Origin of the sequence: Erwinia sp. E602, assembly GCF_018141005.1 — a bacterium.
Classification (GTDB): Bacteria; Pseudomonadota; Gammaproteobacteria; order Enterobacterales; family Enterobacteriaceae; genus Erwinia.
Genome location: NZ_CP046582.1, coordinates 1,822,676 through 1,841,423, shown reverse-complemented (window position 1 = coordinate 1,841,423; position 18,748 = coordinate 1,822,676). Strand labels below are relative to the sequence as shown.

Annotated in this window: 15 protein-coding genes; 3 read left to right on the top strand and 12 right to left on the bottom strand. The window is 57.1% G+C overall.

The annotated features are described in order from the left end of the window. The first annotated feature begins 967 nt into the window (after positions 1–967). Entirely contained in the window at positions 968–2,044 is a 1,077-nt protein-coding gene (locus tag GKQ23_RS09760) for a type I restriction endonuclease (protein WP_212410665.1), read from the top strand. 121 nt (positions 2,045–2,165) lie between these two features. Here the strand turns inward: GKQ23_RS09760 and GKQ23_RS09755 are convergent, their stop codons facing one another. The 3 genes from GKQ23_RS09755 to GKQ23_RS09745 form a co-directional block, all read right to left on the bottom strand. Beyond that, entirely contained in the window at positions 2,166–2,837 is a 672-nt protein-coding gene (locus tag GKQ23_RS09755; RefSeq protein WP_212410663.1) for a DsbA family protein, read from the bottom strand. Between the two features lie 203 nt (positions 2,838–3,040). Beyond that, positions 3,041–6,121, bottom strand: a complete 3,081-nt coding sequence (locus GKQ23_RS09750) for an efflux RND transporter permease subunit (protein WP_212410661.1) — start codon at positions 6,119–6,121, stop codon at positions 3,041–3,043. After that, on the bottom strand, positions 6,118–7,227 hold the full coding sequence (locus GKQ23_RS09745; protein WP_212410659.1) for an efflux RND transporter periplasmic adaptor subunit: 1,110 nt from the start codon (positions 7,225–7,227) through the stop codon (positions 6,118–6,120). Before GKQ23_RS09745 ends, GKQ23_RS09750 begins: the two co-directional genes overlap by 4 nt. A gap of 228 nt (positions 7,228–7,455) precedes the next feature. Here GKQ23_RS09745 and GKQ23_RS09740 point away from each other — a divergent pair, with 228 nt between their 5' ends. After that, complete coding sequence (locus GKQ23_RS09740; RefSeq protein ID WP_072166275.1) at positions 7,456–7,593, top strand: DUF2256 domain-containing protein; 138 nt, start codon at positions 7,456–7,458, stop codon at positions 7,591–7,593. A gap of 721 nt (positions 7,594–8,314) precedes the next feature. Here the strand turns inward: GKQ23_RS09740 and GKQ23_RS09735 are convergent. Beyond that, the gene (locus tag GKQ23_RS09735; protein ID WP_212410658.1) at positions 8,315–9,214 is read right to left on the bottom strand and encodes an AraC family transcriptional regulator; all 900 of its coding nucleotides are present in this window, start codon (positions 9,212–9,214) and stop codon (positions 8,315–8,317) included. 160 nt (positions 9,215–9,374) lie between these two features. Here GKQ23_RS09735 and GKQ23_RS09730 point away from each other — a divergent pair, with 160 nt between their 5' ends. Further along, a complete protein-coding gene (locus tag GKQ23_RS09730) occupies positions 9,375–10,133 on the top strand; it encodes an SDR family NAD(P)-dependent oxidoreductase (protein ID WP_212410656.1) in 759 nt (252 codons plus the stop codon). Positions 10,134–10,314: 181 nt separating this feature from the next. On the opposite strand, the gene GKQ23_RS09725 is transcribed toward GKQ23_RS09730, so the two are convergent. From GKQ23_RS09725 to GKQ23_RS09695, 8 genes are all read right to left on the bottom strand, one after another. Further along, positions 10,315–10,929 (bottom strand): TetR/AcrR family transcriptional regulator, encoded by a 615-nt coding sequence (locus GKQ23_RS09725; protein WP_101506495.1) that lies wholly within the window; start codon positions 10,927–10,929, stop codon positions 10,315–10,317. 173 nt (positions 10,930–11,102) lie between these two features. Further along, entirely contained in the window at positions 11,103–12,593 is a 1,491-nt protein-coding gene (locus GKQ23_RS09720; protein ID WP_212410654.1) for a sensor domain-containing diguanylate cyclase, read from the bottom strand. Positions 12,594–13,299: 706 nt separating this feature from the next. After that, complete coding sequence (locus tag GKQ23_RS09715) at positions 13,300–14,214, bottom strand: LysR family transcriptional regulator (protein ID WP_056232938.1); 915 nt, start codon at positions 14,212–14,214, stop codon at positions 13,300–13,302. 65 nt (positions 14,215–14,279) lie between these two features. After that, the gene (locus GKQ23_RS09710; protein ID WP_212410646.1) at positions 14,280–15,533 is read right to left on the bottom strand and encodes a nucleoside permease; all 1,254 of its coding nucleotides are present in this window, start codon (positions 15,531–15,533) and stop codon (positions 14,280–14,282) included. A gap of 26 nt (positions 15,534–15,559) precedes the next feature. Next, a complete protein-coding gene (gene xapA / locus GKQ23_RS09705; RefSeq protein WP_212410644.1) occupies positions 15,560–16,387 on the bottom strand; it encodes a xanthosine phosphorylase in 828 nt (275 codons plus the stop codon). A gap of 116 nt (positions 16,388–16,503) precedes the next feature. Further along, positions 16,504–16,632: a hypothetical protein gene (locus tag GKQ23_RS24055; protein ID WP_256442894.1), complete on the bottom strand. Its 129-nt coding sequence runs from the start codon at positions 16,630–16,632 to the stop codon at positions 16,504–16,506. Between the two features lie 20 nt (positions 16,633–16,652). After that, complete coding sequence (locus GKQ23_RS09700; protein WP_212410642.1) at positions 16,653–18,188, bottom strand: sulfite reductase flavoprotein subunit alpha; 1,536 nt, start codon at positions 18,186–18,188, stop codon at positions 16,653–16,655. Between the two features lie 3 nt (positions 18,189–18,191). After that, positions 18,192–18,617 carry a PAS domain S-box protein gene (locus GKQ23_RS09695; RefSeq protein ID WP_212410639.1) on the bottom strand — a complete coding sequence of 142 codons (426 nt, stop codon included), beginning with the start codon at positions 18,615–18,617 and terminating at the stop codon, positions 18,192–18,194. Between the last annotated feature and the right edge of the window lie 131 nt (positions 18,618–18,748).

The window sequence follows — 18,748 nt, the reverse complement described above, 5'->3', positions numbered from 1 at the left end:
ACAGCACCTCGTCCGGCCCGTATTTGCCCAGCCGTTCTTTACCAGCACCCAGGACCTGGGCAGTGGCAACACCTACTCAACCGACCTGTACTGGAGCGCGACGGACAGCCTCTCAGCCGCTACTCGTTTATAGATTTAACCCAGCGCTGGCGCATCGAGCAGCAACAGTCTGAATATCTGGTATACGGTACCTGGTACTTCGGCGGTATGCTCAAAGGGCTGAGTCTGACTGATTTTGTCGGTGTGTAAACCCGATCAACTTCAGACAACCCTTTCTGGCAGAACCGGTTAGCGCTGGAATAGGCTTTTTAAGCAAAAAAATCGCTCAGGGGTAGCTGAGCGGTTTTTTTGCTTTTGGTGTTTCCAAAAAATGTTAACTTCACTTCCTTGCATCGCTCCGCCTCAACCTTAAGCAGCTACCCTTTTCTACCACATGCGTGACAGAGAGGGTGGCAGGCTTATCAGTTAATCGATGTACAAATCATTCCTGACCCCTTAGCTGAACGTCCAAACTCACTGTCAAACATCTAAAGTGGAGGTTAACATCTTAGTTTCAGCATGCTAAACGCTCTGTACGAAAAGCAATCATCACGAAAAAGGTCGTAACAGACTTAAGTCTTCCAGAGAAAACGTTTCTTACTCTGATAGAAGCAAGATAACGCTGGCATCTTGACTGAAACGAGATTAGGATTTGCAGAGTAGTTGCGGTGTCCGGTGAAAGATGATTCCTGCTGCACATACTTAAGTAGTAACTCCCCATTCCTCTTCGGTTTGGGTGACGCTCTTTTTCAGCGTAAGAACAACTGAAACTTTAAAAATCATAATAAAATCGGCAATTCTTACTTTTAAATAAAATCCATTCGGAAATTTTTTCAATTTAAGGATTTTAATATTACCCCAGGATAAGTTTTATATAATTTCACATGCACTATTAAATTGATGATTAATTATACAACTGAGGTATAAAATGGAAATTAGTGAAAAATTAGCAGCGCTTTCAGCAAAAATTAAAAGCCAAACTCATATGATCCAAACTGAAGAGGCAACAAAAGCTGCATTCGTGATGCCTTTTATAAGTACCATTCTTGGGTATGACGTTTTTGATCCCGAAGAAGTTACACCTGAATACATCTGTGACATTGGAACAAAAAAGGGTGAAAAAATAGATTACGCCATCAAAAAAGAAGGGGAGATACAAATACTAATCGAGTGTAAGAAAATAGGGGATCCGCTTTCAATCAATCATGCACAACAACTGTTTAGATACTTCCATGTTACAAGTGCAAGAGTGGCTATCCTTACAAATGGACAACACTACAAGTTTTTTACCGACCTGGACAAACCCAATAAAATGGATGAAAAACCATTTCTTGAATTGGATATGTTGGAAATTGACGAATATGCAATACCTGAGTTAATAAAACTAAATAAGAAAACATTTGATGTTGACTCAATTGTTAATGCCGCTGGAGAATTGAAATACGTAAGTCAAATCAAAAAAGTCATATCATCCATCCTTAACGAGGGTGATGATGACTTCACAAAATACATAGCCTCCAAGGTTTATGACGGTGTGGTTACTCAAAAGGTGAGGGATTTATTTACTATTTTAATTAAGAAAGGTTCGGCACAGTATCTCAATGACCAACTGAACATTCGTTTAAAAGGCGCAATGGTTAATACTAGCGTAGCCACTGAGAACATATCGCTAGGCAGTGATGTTATTACAGAACAATTAGATGATGATGCAATCATCACCACTGAAGATGAAATCAACTCATATCTTATTATTAAAGCTATTGCCAGCAAAAAAGTTTCCCCTGCAAGAATTTTCATGCGGGATTCTAAGTCATATTGCGCTATCCTTTTTGACGACAATAACAGAAAGCCCGTATGCAGACTGAGGTACAATACCTCACAAAAATACCTAAGCCTTTTTGATGCAGAAAAGAAAGAAATTAAATATCCTATCGATACACTTGATGACATTTACACTTATTCCGAACAACTACTCTCCTCTATCGAGGCATATTTAGAACCCTAAAAAAAATTCACAATTATATCATTCGGCAGCCTCGCATTAAAATGGCTGCCGCTTTTTTTCAGATTACATACCACCCCACGCTTTCTACTTCCCCCAGCAGTACGAATTTTCCAACATTAAGTCAGTGTGAAATACACCCCAGTTTATCCAGTGCGTTATTAATCGACTCTGCCCCACCGTAGAGATCGCTGCCGCTAATAGCGTGCGTCTTTCCCGCCACGGTGACCAGCAGCAGAGGCACGCCGGAGATGCCGTTGGAGCGCATTAACCGTTGTACGCCGCTGATGCGCTGCTGAGTGAGGTCGGCCAGTTCCGAGCCTGGCGCAAAAATGTCGGCGGTCAGTGACGGGGAGAGATGCGGATGGTGCACTGCGGCGTATGCCTGGCTGATTTTCAGCACCACGTCGCCGCGTGCCGTATCCTCCCCGCGCACGTAGCGTGCCGCCTGCAGTTCATGTAACAGACCGGCTTCTGCCGCAGATGAAATCTGCCTAAACGCCGTCAGGGCAAGGTTAAGCGCCCCGGAGTCAAAGCGGGCACCGGACAAAAGCAGGTGATGATACTGCCCGCTAAAAGGCTGACCGGTGAGCTGAGCGATCCTCTGGTCGTTTTTCCAGGCATGTGCTGCCCACTCTGGCGTTATCGGGCGGGCACCCTCCCCTGCAAACAGCCCGCTGGGCAGCAGGTACAGCTGGTGCGAAAAGGTGGCCGCCAGCCAGTCCAGCGCGGGTGCGCTGGCGTAGCACCAGCCGCACAGCGGATCAAAAATATACTCCAGTTTGTCAATCGGCATGTCGTACTCCATCGGGTTCGAATCTACCGATCATAGGTGCATTCAGGGATATGCAAAAGACGCCCAGGGTAGACACACTGTTGCACAAAGCGAACAAATCGGCCTTTTCATGATCGGTTGGGTAACGATCTGCGCCCGCTCAGAGAAAACCGAGCGGGGCTTTTGCGGTTTACCGGCTGCTCGCCAGCAGGAGGGTTTACATGCTATTCCCCCTCGGCGGGTCCGGCAGAATTCGCCCGGATTTTAAACCAGATGGCGTACATCGCCGGCAGGAACACCAGCGTAATAACCGTGCCGCCAAACGTCCCGCCAATCAGGGTATAGGCCAGCGTGCCCCAGAATACCGAGTGGGTCAGCGGGATAAACGCCAGAATGGCCGCCATCGCCGTCAGCAATACCGGCCGGGCCCGCTGCACCGTCGCCTCCACCACCGCGTCAAATGGCGCCAGCCCTTGCTGTTCGTTGTGATGGATCTGACCGATCAGGATCAGCGTGTTACGCATCAGGATCCCCGACAGCGCGATCAATCCGACCAGCGCATTGATGCCAAACGGCTGGTTGAACAGCAGCAGGGTGGGCACCACGCCGATCAGCCCAAGCGGCGCGGTGAGGAACACCATCACCATCGCCGACATCGACCGCACCTGCAGGATAATAATCAGCAGCGTCATGGCGATCATGATCGGGAACAGCGGTGCCATCGCTTCGGTGGCTTTACCGGACTCTTCAATCGACCCCGCCTGCTCGATGCGGTATCCGGGCGGAAGCGAAGCGATAAGCGGCTGCAGCGCCTTCGTGATGGCGGTGGAGACATCCGGCGGCTGCAGATGTTCGGCGATATCCCCGCGGACCGTTATGGTTGGGGTGCGATCGCGACGACGCAGAACAGGATCTTCCATCTGCACCTCAACCTGGCCAATCTGCGACAGCGGAATGCGCTGGCCGGCAGAGCCCACCAGGGTAAAACCGGCTATTTTTTCCGGATCAAGACGGATATCCCCTGCCGCACGCCCCATAACCTGCACCGAGCGGATATCTTCACGCACCGGGGTGATCGGAATGCCTGAAAGCAGGAACTGAAGCTGCTGCGCGACCGCGGTCGACGTCAGCCCCACCGCCTGCAGGCGATCCTGATCCAGCGTGAAGTGCAGCGCCGGCACCTTAGGCCCCCAGTCGGTGTTAACGGTCCTCATCATCGGGCTGTTCTGCAGCACCTGTTCTACCCTGTCAGCAATTTCGCGCAGTTTGCCCACATCCGCCCCCATAACACGCCAGGCCACCGGATAGGGTGAGTAAGGCCCAAACACCAGCTGAGTCACGCGCACGCGCGCCTCGGGTGCCAGGCCCTGCGCCGCGGCTTCACGAAGCCGGAACTTCAGCGCCTCACGGGCTTCCGGGTTGTCCGTCAGCACCACAATTTTCGCAAACGACGGATCGGGCAGCTCCGGCGCCATGGCCAGGAAGAAACGCGGTGAACCCTGGCCGATATAAGACGTCACCATTTTGGTCTCTTTCTGCTTTCTCAGCCAGGCTTCAACCTTCGCGGTTGCCGCGCTGGTTTGCTCAATCGACGTGCCGTAGGGCATCTGCACTTCGATCAGCACTTCCGGGCGATCGGAGGTCGGGAAAAATTGTTTTTTCACCAGCCCCATGCCGAGTATCGCCACCGTAAAGACGGCAATTACCGACCCGGCCACGATCCACTTACGGGCGATCACCCACGTCAGTAAGCGGCGAAAGCGGTTGTAGTGGCGGGTGTTGTAGATCGCCGCGTGCCCACCCTCTACCGTTTTGATCTCGGGCAGCATCTTCACGCCAAGATAAGGGGTAAACACTACCGCCACCACCCAGGAAGCAATCAGGGCGATCCCCACTATCCAGAACATGTTGCTGGTGTATTCACCGGCGGTGGATTGTGCAAAGCCGTTGGGCATAAAACCGACGGCGGTCACCAGCGTACCGGCCAGCATCGGCGCAGCCGTGTGGCTCCAGGCATAGGCCGAGGCTTTGACGCGGTCGTAGCCTTCTTCCATCTTCACCACCATCATCTCGATGGCGATGATCGCATCATCAACCAGCAACCCCAGCGCCAGGATCAACGAGCCCAGGGTAATGCGGTCAAAGTTTTTGCCGGAGGCCTCCATCACCACGAAGACAATCGCCAGCGTCAGCGGCACCGCCGCCGCAACCACCACGCCCACGCGCCATCCCATACTGACGAAGCAGACCACCATCACTACCAGCAGCGCGACAAAAAATTTGGTCATAAACTCGTCGACCGACGAACTGATGTTAACGGCCTGATCGGTGACTTTGGCAAGAGTCATCCCCAGCGGCATCCCCTCATTGATGCTGGCCGTTTCCGCATCCAGTGCCTTACCCAAATCCAGACCGTTCCAGCCGTCCCGCATGATGATGCCCAGCATCAGCGCCGGTTCACCCTGATTGCGGATCAGGAAGGTCGCAGGATCTTCGTAGCCCCGTTCAACGGTTGCCACGTCAGAAAGCTGCAGGGTTCTGCCCTGGACAATAATCGGCGTTTCGCGGATTTTCTCCAGTTTGTCAAAGGCACCGTCCAGACGGATAAACACCTGCGGCCCTTTGGTGTCAATCGAACCGGCGGGGGTCAGTACGTTCTGGCCGTTGAGGGCGGAGAAAATATCCTGCGGCGCGATGCCCAGCGTGGCCAGACGGTCATGCGAGAACGAGACAAAGATGCGCTCAGACTGTTCGCCGATGATATTGACCTTTTTGACCCCCGGCACATGCAAAATTCGCTGGCGTAACGCTTCCGCATCGCGCACCAGCAGCCGCTGTGGCTCCCCCTTCGCCTTCAGCGCAAACAGCGCAAAGGTCACGTCGGAGAATTCATCATTGACCATCGGCCCGATGACGCCGGCAGGCAGGTTTTTAGTTTCATCAGCGAGCTTTTTACGCGCCTGATAAAACTCTTCCTGCACCTGAGAAGGCGGCGTGCTGTCCTTCAGTGACAGCATGGTAAAAGCCAGACCGGGACGCGTGTAGGTCTCACTGCGGTCATACCACCTGAGCTCCTGCATGCGCTTTTCCAGCGGTTCAGCCACCTGGTCCTGCATCTCCTGCGCGGTGGCACCGGGCCAGGCAGAAATAATGGTCATCTGCTTGACGGTGAAGGGAGGATCTTCCGCCCGCCCCAGTTCAAAAAACGACAGGATACCGGCCACGGTGATCAGGATAATCAGGAACAGCGTAACTGAGCGCTCGCGTACGGCCAGCGCTGAAAGATTGAATCGCCCCCCGTTCATGGCTGGCTCCCGGCGATGTTGCTACCGCTCTGTTCAGCCAGGCGCACGGCCTCACCGTCATGCAGCAGATGCGCCCCCAGAGCGACCACCTGTTCCCCCGGTTTTACGCTGCCGGTCACCCGCGCGGCATCGTCACCTACCCCCTGCACCTGCACGGGCCGCCATGACACTCTGGCCGGTTTTCCTGAAATCACCCACACCCCCGGCCCTTTGCCCGGATCGTAGAGGGCCGCTAAAGGCACCTGCACCCTCTGGCCCGGCAATTTATCGTCGCTGATTTGCAGCGTCACCGTGGATCCCAGCGGCGCGCCGGCCATTGTCCCCTCAAGCACATATCTCGCCTCAAAGGTGCGCGTAACCGGATCGGCCGCCTCGGAAAGGAGCCGCAGTTTCGCCGGAGCTGGCTGCTTAACGCTACCGTACAACGTTGCCTCCGCCTCGCTTCCAACCGCCGGGCGTAACGTTTCGGGCAACTGCACGATGGCCTCACGCTGCCCTGCTCTGGCCAGACGGACCACCGGCTGACCGGCAGTGACAACCTGACCGGGTTCCGCCAGCGTTTCCATCACCACGCCGTCGGCGTCGGCCAGCAGCACGGCGTAGCCCGTCGCGTTTTGCGCCACATTCGCCTGCGCCTGCGCCGCACTGAGTTCAGCTCTGGCCGCATCGGCGGCGGCCTTAATCCGATCGTAGTCCGATGCCGATACCGCACCTGTGGCGACCAGCCCACGGTAGCGCGCCTCGTCATCGCGGGTTTGTTTAGCCCGCGCCCGTACGGCCGTGACGGCCTGTTGCTGAGCCTGCGCCTGCAGGCTGAGGTCAACCGGATCCATACGCATCAGTGGCTGGCCGCGTTTAACGGTCTGGCCGGTATCGACCAGACGTTCAAGGATTTTACCCTGCACTCTGAAACCGAGATCGCTTTGAACCCGGGCGACCACCACCCCGGTAAATGCGCGTGAGGCATCCAGCGCATTGACTACGGTCGCAGACCTGACCAGGGGCGGCTGGGTACGGGGATCGTCGGTACCGGTAGTGTCACCGCAGGCCACGAGAGCAAGCGGCAACAGGCAGACAGCGAAGGTGGCAGGATTGAGCCTGAGCATGGATTACCTTAATTGATTGAGCAGGACGGTAAGCGTATTCTCAAACCAGTGACCAAAAATGTCAATGGTCACTAATGGCGCTGACAGACCTCGCAGTATCATTGAGGATAAGAGCGCTGAGGGAGTCGCTGCTATCATTAGGGTTCAGTTGAGGTTTTCGACTAAGCGGCTGGCGCTGTGGCAACGCGGCCAGCATCTGCTGGATAAACTCGATGCAGGAGAGTCACTGTGAAAAAGAGCGAACTGCCGACCAAAATCTGCACGGTATGCGGACGCCCTTTCAGCTGGCGAAAAAAGTGGGAAAAATGCTGGGACGATGTGCGGAAGTGTTCAGAGCGCTGCCGGCGGCAAAAAGACGCCTCATAAGGGCCTGGAACGCGCTCGCCTGATAACCAGACAGAGCGAACTCACGCTGGAATAGCACTAATTCTTATATACTTACTGTAAGTATAAACATGTCATTAATAACAGTATTGACACTGGTTTTAAAATCCGTAGATTGGGCTTTAACGGCGGTGAAATATCAGATCGCCGTTCAGGTTGAAAGTGTTAGTTAATTTGAGTGTGAAGTGTAATTTGCGATAAAGGCCACGAAGTTTGTTGTATGGGACGTTGACGATAAGCGATGTTTGTTCTACGTCGACACAGCGTTAAGGCCACGTAATCATTTGCAATAATCGCAAATTTATGAGGAAACGCGACGATGTAAGGCCATGTTTTAAAAGTTATTACTTGCGATTCGATGGTGAAATCTCGTTGAGTTTAACGATCGCAACGGAAGTCAGGCCACGCATCAAAGAGTATATGTCGCGAGGGGAGATGTACCTGTTTAGAGTGCCATTCCTTCAACGTTACGAGGATGGCAGGTTAAGTATAACGGTCAATAGAGGGGGTTTTAACTGTTAACACCCAATATTATCTGTGTTAAACGCGTACATTTAAAAGCAGTATCACCGTAGTCTTCCTTTAAGTCTGTTAATGTTAAATTCGAAGTTCGTAGTAGATTAAAAGCCCTGACTGCAACGGTCGGGGCTTTTATTTATGTGGACTGACCTGTTGACCGGCGCACTCATCCCTCCTCTCACTGTTACCCCTGCGATGCTTCCCCAATAGCCAGACGCACCTGACGCACGTCACGAATCGGCGATACGCCGAATTGCCGCAGATACTCGCGGCTGAACTGTGACGCGCTCTCATAACCGACGATAAACGCCACGTCAGACGCGCGATACTCACCGGCCAGCAGCAGCTGGCGAGCCTCCTGCAATCGAAGCTGTTTCTGATACTGAACGGGGCTAAGGCCGGTCAGCGACAGAAAGTGCCGATGCAGGCTGGCCCGGCTCATGCCGCTGATGTCACACAAGGTTCCGATGCGCAACCGGGTGGTCGCGTTGTCTCTGATCCAGGCAACGGCGCGGCGGATGTTGCTCAGTGCGCCATCGGGCTGGGCAATTTGCCGCAGAAGTTGTCCCTGAGGCCCCTGCAGGAGACGATAAAGCAACTCCCGTTCAAGCATCGGGCCCAGAACCGGAATATCGTCGGGCGCGTCCAGCAAGGATAATAAACGGAGTAAGGTGTCGCGCAGCGGCGCGGTCATCGGATTGAGGGTGAGGCCAATTACCTGTTGCTCACGCTCGCGAACCGCCGGCATGGTCGACGCCAGCTCCGCCAGCAGGGCCGGCTCCAGCACCAGTGATACCGCAACGTAGGGCTGCCCTGCTTCATCATCAAAAATTTGTCCGCTCAGCGGCAGGTCCAGCGCGCTGATCAGATAATGTTCCCGGTCGTAGCTGAGGAGATGCTGGTTAAGCGCGACGCGTTTCGAACCCTGCAGGATAAAGCAGATCATCGAGCGATACAGGCAGGGTGCCTGCTCCGTAGAGCCTTGTCCGACGCAGAGGTCAACCCGCGGGATGCGCGTGGCGTTCAGCCCGGGCGAAGCGTGCCGCAGGGCGATAGCAAGATGGGGAGCTAAATCGTTATTCATCGCACGAGTATACCTCTGAGCGTAAAACAGACAATATGATTGAGACAATCAGGCAATATATTGAGCCGATCCGGCGTGTGTCCGCCCTCGGTCATTCCCTATCATAAGCGGGTCAAGAAAGCACCCGAGGGTGCACCCACTAACCTGAAAGAGACCGCTTATGACTGAAAAAATCGCACTGATCACCGGCGCCAGCCGTGGCCTTGGCCGCAACATGGCACTGCATCTCGCCAGGCGCGGCGTACATATTATCGGTACCTGGCGCAGCGCTGCCGTCGAAGCAGCGTCGCTGAAAGCGGAGATCGAAGCGCTGGGTGGCAAGGCGACGATGCTGCAGCTTGATATTACCGACCGCGCCAGTTTTGAGGATTTTTCACACACTTTAACCCATCGGCTGCAGGCCGACTTTGGCCGTGAACGCTTCGACTTCCTCGTCAACAACGCCGGCAACGGCCTGTTTTCAAACTTTGCAGATGCGACTGAAGAGCAATTTAGCTCACTGATCGCCACCCACCTGCAGGGGCCAATTTTTCTGACCCAGAAGCTGTTACCGCTGCTGGAAGACGGTGGCCGTATCCTCAACGTTTCATCCGGTTTCGTCCGCTTTACGTTACCGGGATACAGCATTTATGCGGCGGTGAAGGCCGCCGTCGAAGTGCTGACCCGTTACATGGCGGTAGAGCTTGGCACGCGTCAGATTCGGGTGAATGCCATTGCCCCCGGAGCTATCGCCACCGATTTTGGCGGCGGTGCGGTACGGGACAATGAGAATATTAACGCCTGGGTCGCTCAGGGGATTGCGCTGGGCCGGGTCGGTCTGCCGGACGACGTCGGTGGCGCGGTGGCCGCTATCCTGTCCGATGAGATGGCCTGGGCTAACGGGACCACCTTCGACGTTTCGGGCGGGCAGTTGCTGTAACCGCGGCCGCAGGTTTCTTGCCCCGCTCAGAGGATCCTGAGCGGGGCGTTGGCTGTTTACCCGCCGCGACAGCAACAGTATCAGTTAGCAGGGGGAGGACTGAGCATGGGTGATCTTAATCTGACTAAGGGATAGTCACCGCACTGGTACTATAGTGACCAATATTGTCATCGTTCACCACTCAGGGTGCTAAACTGCGCAGTATCAGCGATGAAAGCAGCACCGCGGCCGACGACGCCGTCTCAAGATTATATTGCAGCTGCACCGGGCAGATATAGGGCTGCATTACCAGACAGATCGCATCGGCCGTCTCATCCAGCGGCGTTTTTCGTTCAAACTCACCCGCCTGGCGGCCGGCAACAACGATCTGCTCAACCAGCTGACGCAGCCGTGCCTGATACGCCTCTGCCGACGGCCATTTATCACGTGAGGCAACCGCCGCAATGTCATAAAGCCTGCGATCGTGGAAAAACAGATCGCTGCCGGCTTCGGTCAGGGCACTGAACAGGCGGCGTAATTTTTCTGTCGCGCTGGGCGCGTCGGCGATCGCCGCATCGACAATCGCCATAATCATCGCCAGCCGGTTGCTGCAGATCACCTCACCGATCGCCTGCTTGGAGTCGAAGAACTTATAGATATAGGCTTTGGAGAAACCGATCGCTTTAGCCAGATCGGAGACGGTGGTTTTTTCATAGCCGTAATGGCTGAAATGTTCGGTGGCGGCTGCCACCACCCGATCGCGGACGCTGTGGTCCAGCGGGCCCCGAGGGGGATGAAGTTCTGTTTGTTTACTCATTTTTCCAGCTTAGCCTAATAAGGTACTGACAGACAACGAGTGACTGACTAATCATAAAGTCACAAGTAGATTAACACTGGTCCTCTCCGATGACGCAGTGAAGGCGGCCACCGAAGGTCGCCGTTCTCCAGAGGGAAACGATGCGTCGTGCGCTGCCCCCACTCAGCTAACGGCTAAGGCGTATCCACGTAAAGCCGGTTGCGGCCGGCCTGTTTGGCGCGATACATCAGCCGATCGGCTTGTTTGACGACGTCGGCGGGTTTTCTGCCGCTGACCGGCCAGCCGGCAATACCCAGCGAAACGGTAATAGTGCCGACGCCATTCACGGCTGAGCCAGCCACCCGCTTACGCACCCGCTCACCCACTTTTGCCGCCTCAACCAGCGGGGTCGCCGGCAGCAGCAGCATAAACTCCTCTCCGCCGATGCGGCAGACGATATCGCCCTCCCGGGAACACGCCTCAAGCAGCCGCGCCAGATGGCACAGGGTGGCATCGCCGGCCTCGTGCCCCCAGGTATCGTTAATCGCTTTGAAATGGTCGATATCCAGCACCACCACCGCAAATGGCTGGCCTGCGGCCTCCATCTTTCTCAGCGCTTCTCGTTTTGCCCGCCGGTTGGCCAGCCCGGTTAGCGGATCGGTGTGCGCCTGGGTATTCAGGCGACGGATGGTGTCCTGCATGGTACCCATGCCCTTCAGCAGCTCCTGCTTTATGCTGAAGGCTTCGCGGTACCAGGTCAGCACGCCGCGGATCCGCTCAATATTTTCACGTGTGTCAGGCCCGGCAACCCCACGGGCCAGCAGGCGCAGCGGCCGCGAGATCAGATGGGCCAGCCACCAGATAGCGACGACAATGGCAATTGCAAAAGGAAGGATGCTCAAAAACATCTTCCGGATCAGCGGTTCCAGCGCCACCAGCGTGGACGCCCGCGTGCGCTCAGAAACCACCAGCCAGCCGGATAAAGGCACTCTGGCAAAACCGGCAATAACGCTGTCCCCCTCGCTGGTCTGCAGTAGCAGCGGGCCGCTGCTTTCGCTCCGCGCGCAATAATACATTAACGCCTTGTCCACCAGCGTGCCGACGCGCGCCGGGTCCGGATGATGGATGATCCGGCCCACCCGATCGACAATGTATGTGCGGGTGCCGTCGCGGTTAAAGTGATCGCTGGCCAGGGTATGCAGCGTTCCCTGCTTGCGCACGTTGATCGCCCCACCAATCAGACCCCGATACTGACCGCCCTTGTCCCTGACTGGCATGGTAATAAACACCACCTGCCCGCCTGAGGTCGCCTCAAACACGTTGCTGACCATCGGCCGCTGCTCGCGCAGGGCCTCTTCACTGCCGTCGGCGTGCGTCACCCTCCCCAGCAGCCCTAACCGCTCAGGGGTCGCCTTGAGTATTTTACCTGCCGCATTAATGATGATGACGGCACCGAACGACGCATCCTGATCCAGCAGCCGGTGGGACTCCTCCGTTAACAGACGATCGTCCGTCAGCGCATCGCCGATCAGCGCGGCGCTGTACCCCAGCCTGCGGTGCGCTCCGTAGATGAAATCATCCACCCCGGAGGCGACTTTCAGGGCATAAGCCCGGCTGGACTCCTGAGCGTTTTCCAGCAACGCCTGACGCTGAACCTGCCAGGCGACAAATAAACTAATCAGCAACGTAACGACGAGGATGAGCAGGGAAGACAGGAGAATCACCCCGCGCAAATCTATCCTGGCGAACAGACCGGCAGATTTAATTCGTTTAAGCATAAGCCCTCGCACAGCGTTGCAGTCTCCAGATCGTTCCGGAATCCCTGATACCACACTACCACCTGAAACCGCGGGTGAAACCCTTTGGCTAACCCCGGCAACCAGGGGGGCTTAACCGTTGCCTACGGGGCACAACTGTCCAGCCACCGTCAGTCTGCAATTGGTCACCGGTAAGCGCAAGCGTTGGTTGATGTACGGGGTGATTTTCCGCCTTTGTAGCAGGGTGCCTGGTCCCCTGGCGGCGGCGATGCTTTATGACTTGCTTAACTATTTCTTGCCGCAGGTGAATAACATACAGACATACTTCAGCTAAAAATCACCATTGAAGCATGATCCACCCCACTTTATTTTCAATACAAAATGGACATCATAAGATGATTAGGTATTGAACTTCATTTAACCAAACAAAAAACACAACCCCCCCCGTACCACATAAAATACGTTCGTTATTGAAAACTCGCTCCCATATATCAGGGCTCCGGAATTTTCAATAACTCCCGGATTTACCTTATTCTGCTGATGCCTCGCGGTTTATAAATATCGCCTCCGGCTGCACAAAGTTATGCAATCTGAGCCGCGTCAGCGGCCACTCACCCACCTGGCTACGCAGCAGTCACGCGATTTCCAGCCCCGCCGACTTCTTCAGCGCCTCAATCAGCCTCCTCGTTACTCCGGTCAGCTGCTCCGGCGCATAGACCGCATAGAGGTCGGCCGGGATCGCCTGCACCATCGGGCGGAAGGTAACGCCCGGCCAGCTCATCTGCGCGTAGCTGTCGGCCATTATAGTCAGGCCAAGGCCGATACTGACCAGCGCCAGCACCGTCTGCGGCTCCACCGCTTCGCGCACCACCTTAGGGGTGAAACCGGCCTCGGCACACACCTTCTGCAGAAAGGTCCAGTCGGAGTGGACGGCGGTCATGGTGACAAAATCTTCCTCGCGCAGCTGACGAATGTCGATCGCCGGCTGCTGAGTCAGCGGGTGCTCCACGGGCAGCGCCACCATAAAGGTGGCGTCGTTAAGCTTTTCGCTGTGCAGCCCGCACGGCGGGTGGGTCTCCATGCGCCAGATGCCGGCGTCGATCTCGTTGCGCTGCAGCAGCGCCAGCTGGTCGCCCGGTGATTTTTCGTAAAACAGAATTTCGCTTGCCGGGTAGTCCTGCATATAACGGCGGATCGCCGGGCGCAGGCCGCCCCAGATGGCGGTGCCGACAATCCCCAGCCGGATGCGCCCGCTCTCGCCCCGGCCTATCTGCTCCACCTCGGCAAAGGCGCACTCGACGCTGTTAAGCAGCGCGCGGGTTTTATTCAGCAGCACCTCCCCGGCGTGGGTCAGCACCACGCTGCGCGAATGGCGCACGAACAGCTGGGTGCCGAGCTGGGATTCAAGCTCTTTGATATGGAAGCTGAGCGGCGGCTGCGACATATTCAGGCGGGTGGCGGCGCGGCCAAAGTGCAGCTCCTCCGCCACCGTCTGAAAGTAGCGCAGCAGCTTGAGGTCCGGGCGGTGCGGGCGGGATGACGGGTTCATGGGGTTTCCATAGCGGGAAACCCCATAATTTACCACCGCATTAGCGGCTTGTACCAGACGGAACGCTAATGGGTGACGGCGGCGGACGCGGCCGTGCGCGAGTGGCGCCAGGAGAAGCTGAACTGGAACACCACCGCCAGCACCAGCGCGTAGGCCGCAAATACCAGCCAGATGCTGGTCCAGTCTTTTACCCCGGCCACGGAGAAGTAGTCCACCACCCAGCCGCTGAGGATCGCGCCCAGCCAGGCGCCGACGCCGTTGACCATGGTCATAAACAGCCCCTGCGCGCTGGCCCGCATCCGCGAGTCCACCTCCTGCTCAACAAACACCGAACCGGAGATGGTGAAGAAATCAAACGCGCAGCCGTACACCACCATCGACAGCAGCAGCAGCACAAAACCAAACGCCGACGGGTCGCCCCAGGCAAACAGCGCAAAGCGCAGCACCCAGGCGATCATGCTCATCAGCATCACCGTTTTGATGCCGAAGCGCCGCAGGAAGTACGGAATGGTGAGGATAAACGCCACTTCCGAAATCTGCGACACCGACAGCAGCATCGACGGATAGCGCGTCACCAGGCTGTCGGCGAACTGCGGCTGGCGGGCAAAGTCGTGCAGGAACGGGCTGCCGAAGGTGTTGGTGATTTGCAGCACCGCGCCGAGCAGCATGGCAAACAGGAAGAACACCGACATGCGCGGGTTTTTAAACAGCACCAGCGCATCCAGCCCCAGCCGGTTGACCCAGCTGCGCGAGGGCAGCCCTTTGACGATCGGCGTGGTCGGCAGGGTCAGCGCATACAGCGCCAGCAGCAGCGATGCCCCGGCGGCGATAAAGAGCTGCACGTTGCTCAGCTCCAGCTGCAGCAGGCTGACCGCCCACATCGCCGCGATAAAGCCGACCGTGCCCAGCACGCGGATGGCGGGAAAGTGGCTGACGGTATCCAGCCCGGCCTTCTCCAGCCCGGCGTAGGCGATGGTGTTGGAGAGCGCCAGCGTCGGCATAAACGCCATCGCATTGCCCAGCATCGCCCAGAACATCAGCTGCGGCTGGCTGGCCCCGGCCGCCCACACCAGCATGCCGGCGCAGGTCAGGTGGCACAGCGCGTAGACCCGGTTGGCTGGCAGCCACTTATCGGCGACGATGCCAATCAGCGGCGGCATCAGCAGCGCCGCGATACCCTTGGCGCTGTAGACCAGGCCCACGTCGGCCCCGCGAAAGCCGAGGGTGTTAATCAGATAAGCACCCAGCGTGACCAGCCAGGCCCCCCAGATGAAGTACTGCAGGAACATCATAATCTTCAAGCGTAGTTGTATCGCCATCACGCTGCCCGCCGTTTAGTGTCTGCTCAGGATAGTTTGCCGAGGAAGCCGCAGATCAGATTGATAAAGTTCTGCTTAGAGAGCTGCGCGGCCGCAAGCGTTTGCGCATGGGAGAGCTCAACGTCACCGAGGCCTTCGGCGAGGTTGGTGATCGCCGCTACCGCCACCACTTTCAGGCCGCAGTGGCGGGCGCTGATAACTTCCGGCACCACCGACATGCCGACCACGTCACCGCCGATGATCTGCATCATACGGATTTCGGCGGCGGTTTCGAAGTTCGGGCCGGGATAGGAGACAAACACCCCTTCGGTCAGCGGGAAGCCCTGCTCGCTGGCCACCTGCTGCAGCACGCCGCGGTAGTCAGCATCGTAAGCGTTAGCCAGTGAGAAGAAGCGGTCGCCAAAGCGGTCGTCGTTCGGGCCGACGGTCGGCGTGCCGGGCATGGTATTGATATGATCGTTCAGCGCCACCAGGCTGCCGGGGCCGACCTCCGGGCGCAGAGAACCGGCGGCGTTGGTGGAGAAGAGGATTTCGCAACCGAGCAGTTTAAAAGTACGAATAGCGCTGGTCATCACCGCCATGCCGCGCCCTTCATAGAAGTGGCCGCGCCCCTTCATGCACAGTACCGGCACGCCGGACAGGGTTCCGGCCACCAGCTCACCGGCGTGGCCGTGTACGGTGCTGACCGGGAAGCCCGGCAGTTCGGCATATGAGAACACCACCGGATTTTCGATCTGCTCCGCCAGTTCCCCCAGGCCGGAACCGAGGATAAAGGCCACGCGCGGATTCAGGCCGTTGAGGCGTGAGCGGATAATATCGGCGGCGTAGAACGGGGAATTATCAAGAGAGGTCATCGGCTTAGCAGCTCCATATGTCGGTAGTAAGAAAGTAATGTGACGCTACTCTTATACCGATTTCCTGCAAAGCTTAACCAATACCGTTTAACCGCATGATTGATAGCGTAAATGTATCAATTGAAGATCGCGCCCGGGCGGGCCAGCACCTCAGCAATTATTTTGTCGGGGATTGCCTCAAGCCGGCTGCCCTGTCTGGCCTGCATATCAGTAATGACTCCTGAAGACTCCAGATAGTGCTGCATGGTGGAGCAGTGCCTCAGTGTCAGTACAGTTCAAGATGCAGCCTTCCCTGCCCCAGCAACTGCGGCCATAACTCACCCTCTGGCCACCCTGCCTCACGCGCCACCGCATCCAGCGCCGCCCGTACCGCGCTTTCGAGATGGTGCCGGTTGCCACAAAGGTAGAGATGCGCGCCGCGCTGCAGCAGCCCGGCAATCTGGTCAGCGTGATCGGCTATTGCGTGCTGCACGTAGTATTTGCTGTCGCCGTCGCGGGAGAAGGCGGTCAGCAGGCTGCTCAGTACCCCGTCGGCCAGATGCGCTTCCAGCTCCTGACGATAAAGGAAATCCACCTCGCGCTGTTTATCGCCAAAAATCAGGCAGGTTTCACGCTGCTGCCCGCTGGCCGTCATTTCACGAGTCAGGCCGATCAGCGGCGCGATGCCGGTGCCGGTACCGACCAGCAGCAGCGGGGCGTCAGCGTCCTCCGGCAGCCAGCAGGCGGGGTTGCTGCGCACAAAGATCTTCACCGCGTCCTGCGCCAGCAGCCAGCCGGTCGCCATCCCCTGGCGCGGGCGGCCGTCGCGCGCATAGCTGACTTCGCGTACGCAGAGATCCAGCGTCTGCTCATCGCCGGCCGAGGCGATCGAGTAGGCGCGCGGCAGGCACGGCGACAGGATCTCCAGCAGCTGCGCCAGGCTGACGGAGCCGGGCGGGCAGTGGTCCTGCAGCACGTCCAGCAGGTCTGCGCCCCACAGGTACGCTTCCAGCGCCTTACGCTGGCTGCTTTTCAGCAGCACCTTCAGCGCCTCGCTGCCGCCCAGCTTCGCCAGTTCGCGCAGCACGCCCTTACTCAGCTGGCGCAACTCTTTATCGCGCAGCTGGGTAATCGCCTGTTCATCGCCCAGTCCTGCCGCCAGCCCGGCCAGCAGCGTTGGGTCGTTCTCTGGTAAAACCCAGAGCGTATCACCGGCACGATAGCGGATGCCGCTGCCGCGGATATCCAGCCGGATATGCCAAGCGTGTGGCGCACTGCCGCTGAGGTGCGATCGTTCCAGCACCCGGGCGGTAAAGGCGTTCTGCTCGCCGTAAGGCGTCACCTGCAGCCGCAGCGCCTGCCCGGCCTCAGCATCGCCCTGCAGCACCTTTTCCACCACCGCCAGCCACTGGCGGAAGAAGTCCTGATAGCCAGCGTCGGCATCTACCCGGTTAATCAGCGCCTGCCCGCCCTGCGCGGCCAGCGCGGCGTCGAGCGCCTTGCTGAAGCCGCAGAACTGCGGATAGGCGGTATCGCCGAGGCCGAAAATGGCGTAGCGCAGGCTGCCAGGCGCGGCGTAGTGCGGCAGCTGCTCCAGCAGCCGGTCGGCGTTGGCGGGCGGTTCGCCGTCACCGAACGAGCTGGTCAGCAGCAGCAGCAGGTCGCCCTCATTCGGCTCCGCCTGCAGCAGCTGGTTCAGTTCCGTCACCTGCGGCGCGAAGGGCTGCAGGAATGTCGCACCGCCCAGGTATTCGGCCAGCGCCCGGGCGTTGCCGGATTCAGAACCGTAAGCGATCAGCACACGTTCGATGGGTTTGTTCATGGCTTAGTTGTCGTAAAATTCGTCGAACTGCTCTTTGGAGAACTCCACCGCGTCAAAGTCGGTCATCAGATCGTTGATCACCCGGCGGATGCTGATGTAAGCGTTGATATTGCCCTGCTGGTCATACAGCGGCTGCACCGTGGTATCGACCACGTACAGGCCACCGCCTTTACCGACGTTGGGGATGATACCGGTCCAGATCTCGCCCGCTTTAATAGTGTCCCACATCTCCTTATAGGTGGCTTTTGGCACCGAAGGATGGCGCACGATGCTGTGCGGCTGGCCGAGCAGCTCTTCGCGCTGGTAGCCGGTCAGGGTACAGAACAGATCGTTAACGTAGGTAATGGTGCCCTGCAGATCGGTAGTGGAGATCACCATCACGTTGTCGAGAGCGCTAATCAGCTGTGCGGAGTCGAGAGTCTGGGTCATAGGTCGTTCCTTGTGGTAAGCCTGGCCGTCGCTGCCAGTGCAGGGTGGAGTAACGTTGTTGCATCAACCATAAGATGCATTTCAAATACACCTTATACGATCCGCGATCAAAAAAGCAATCAAAAGCCGCG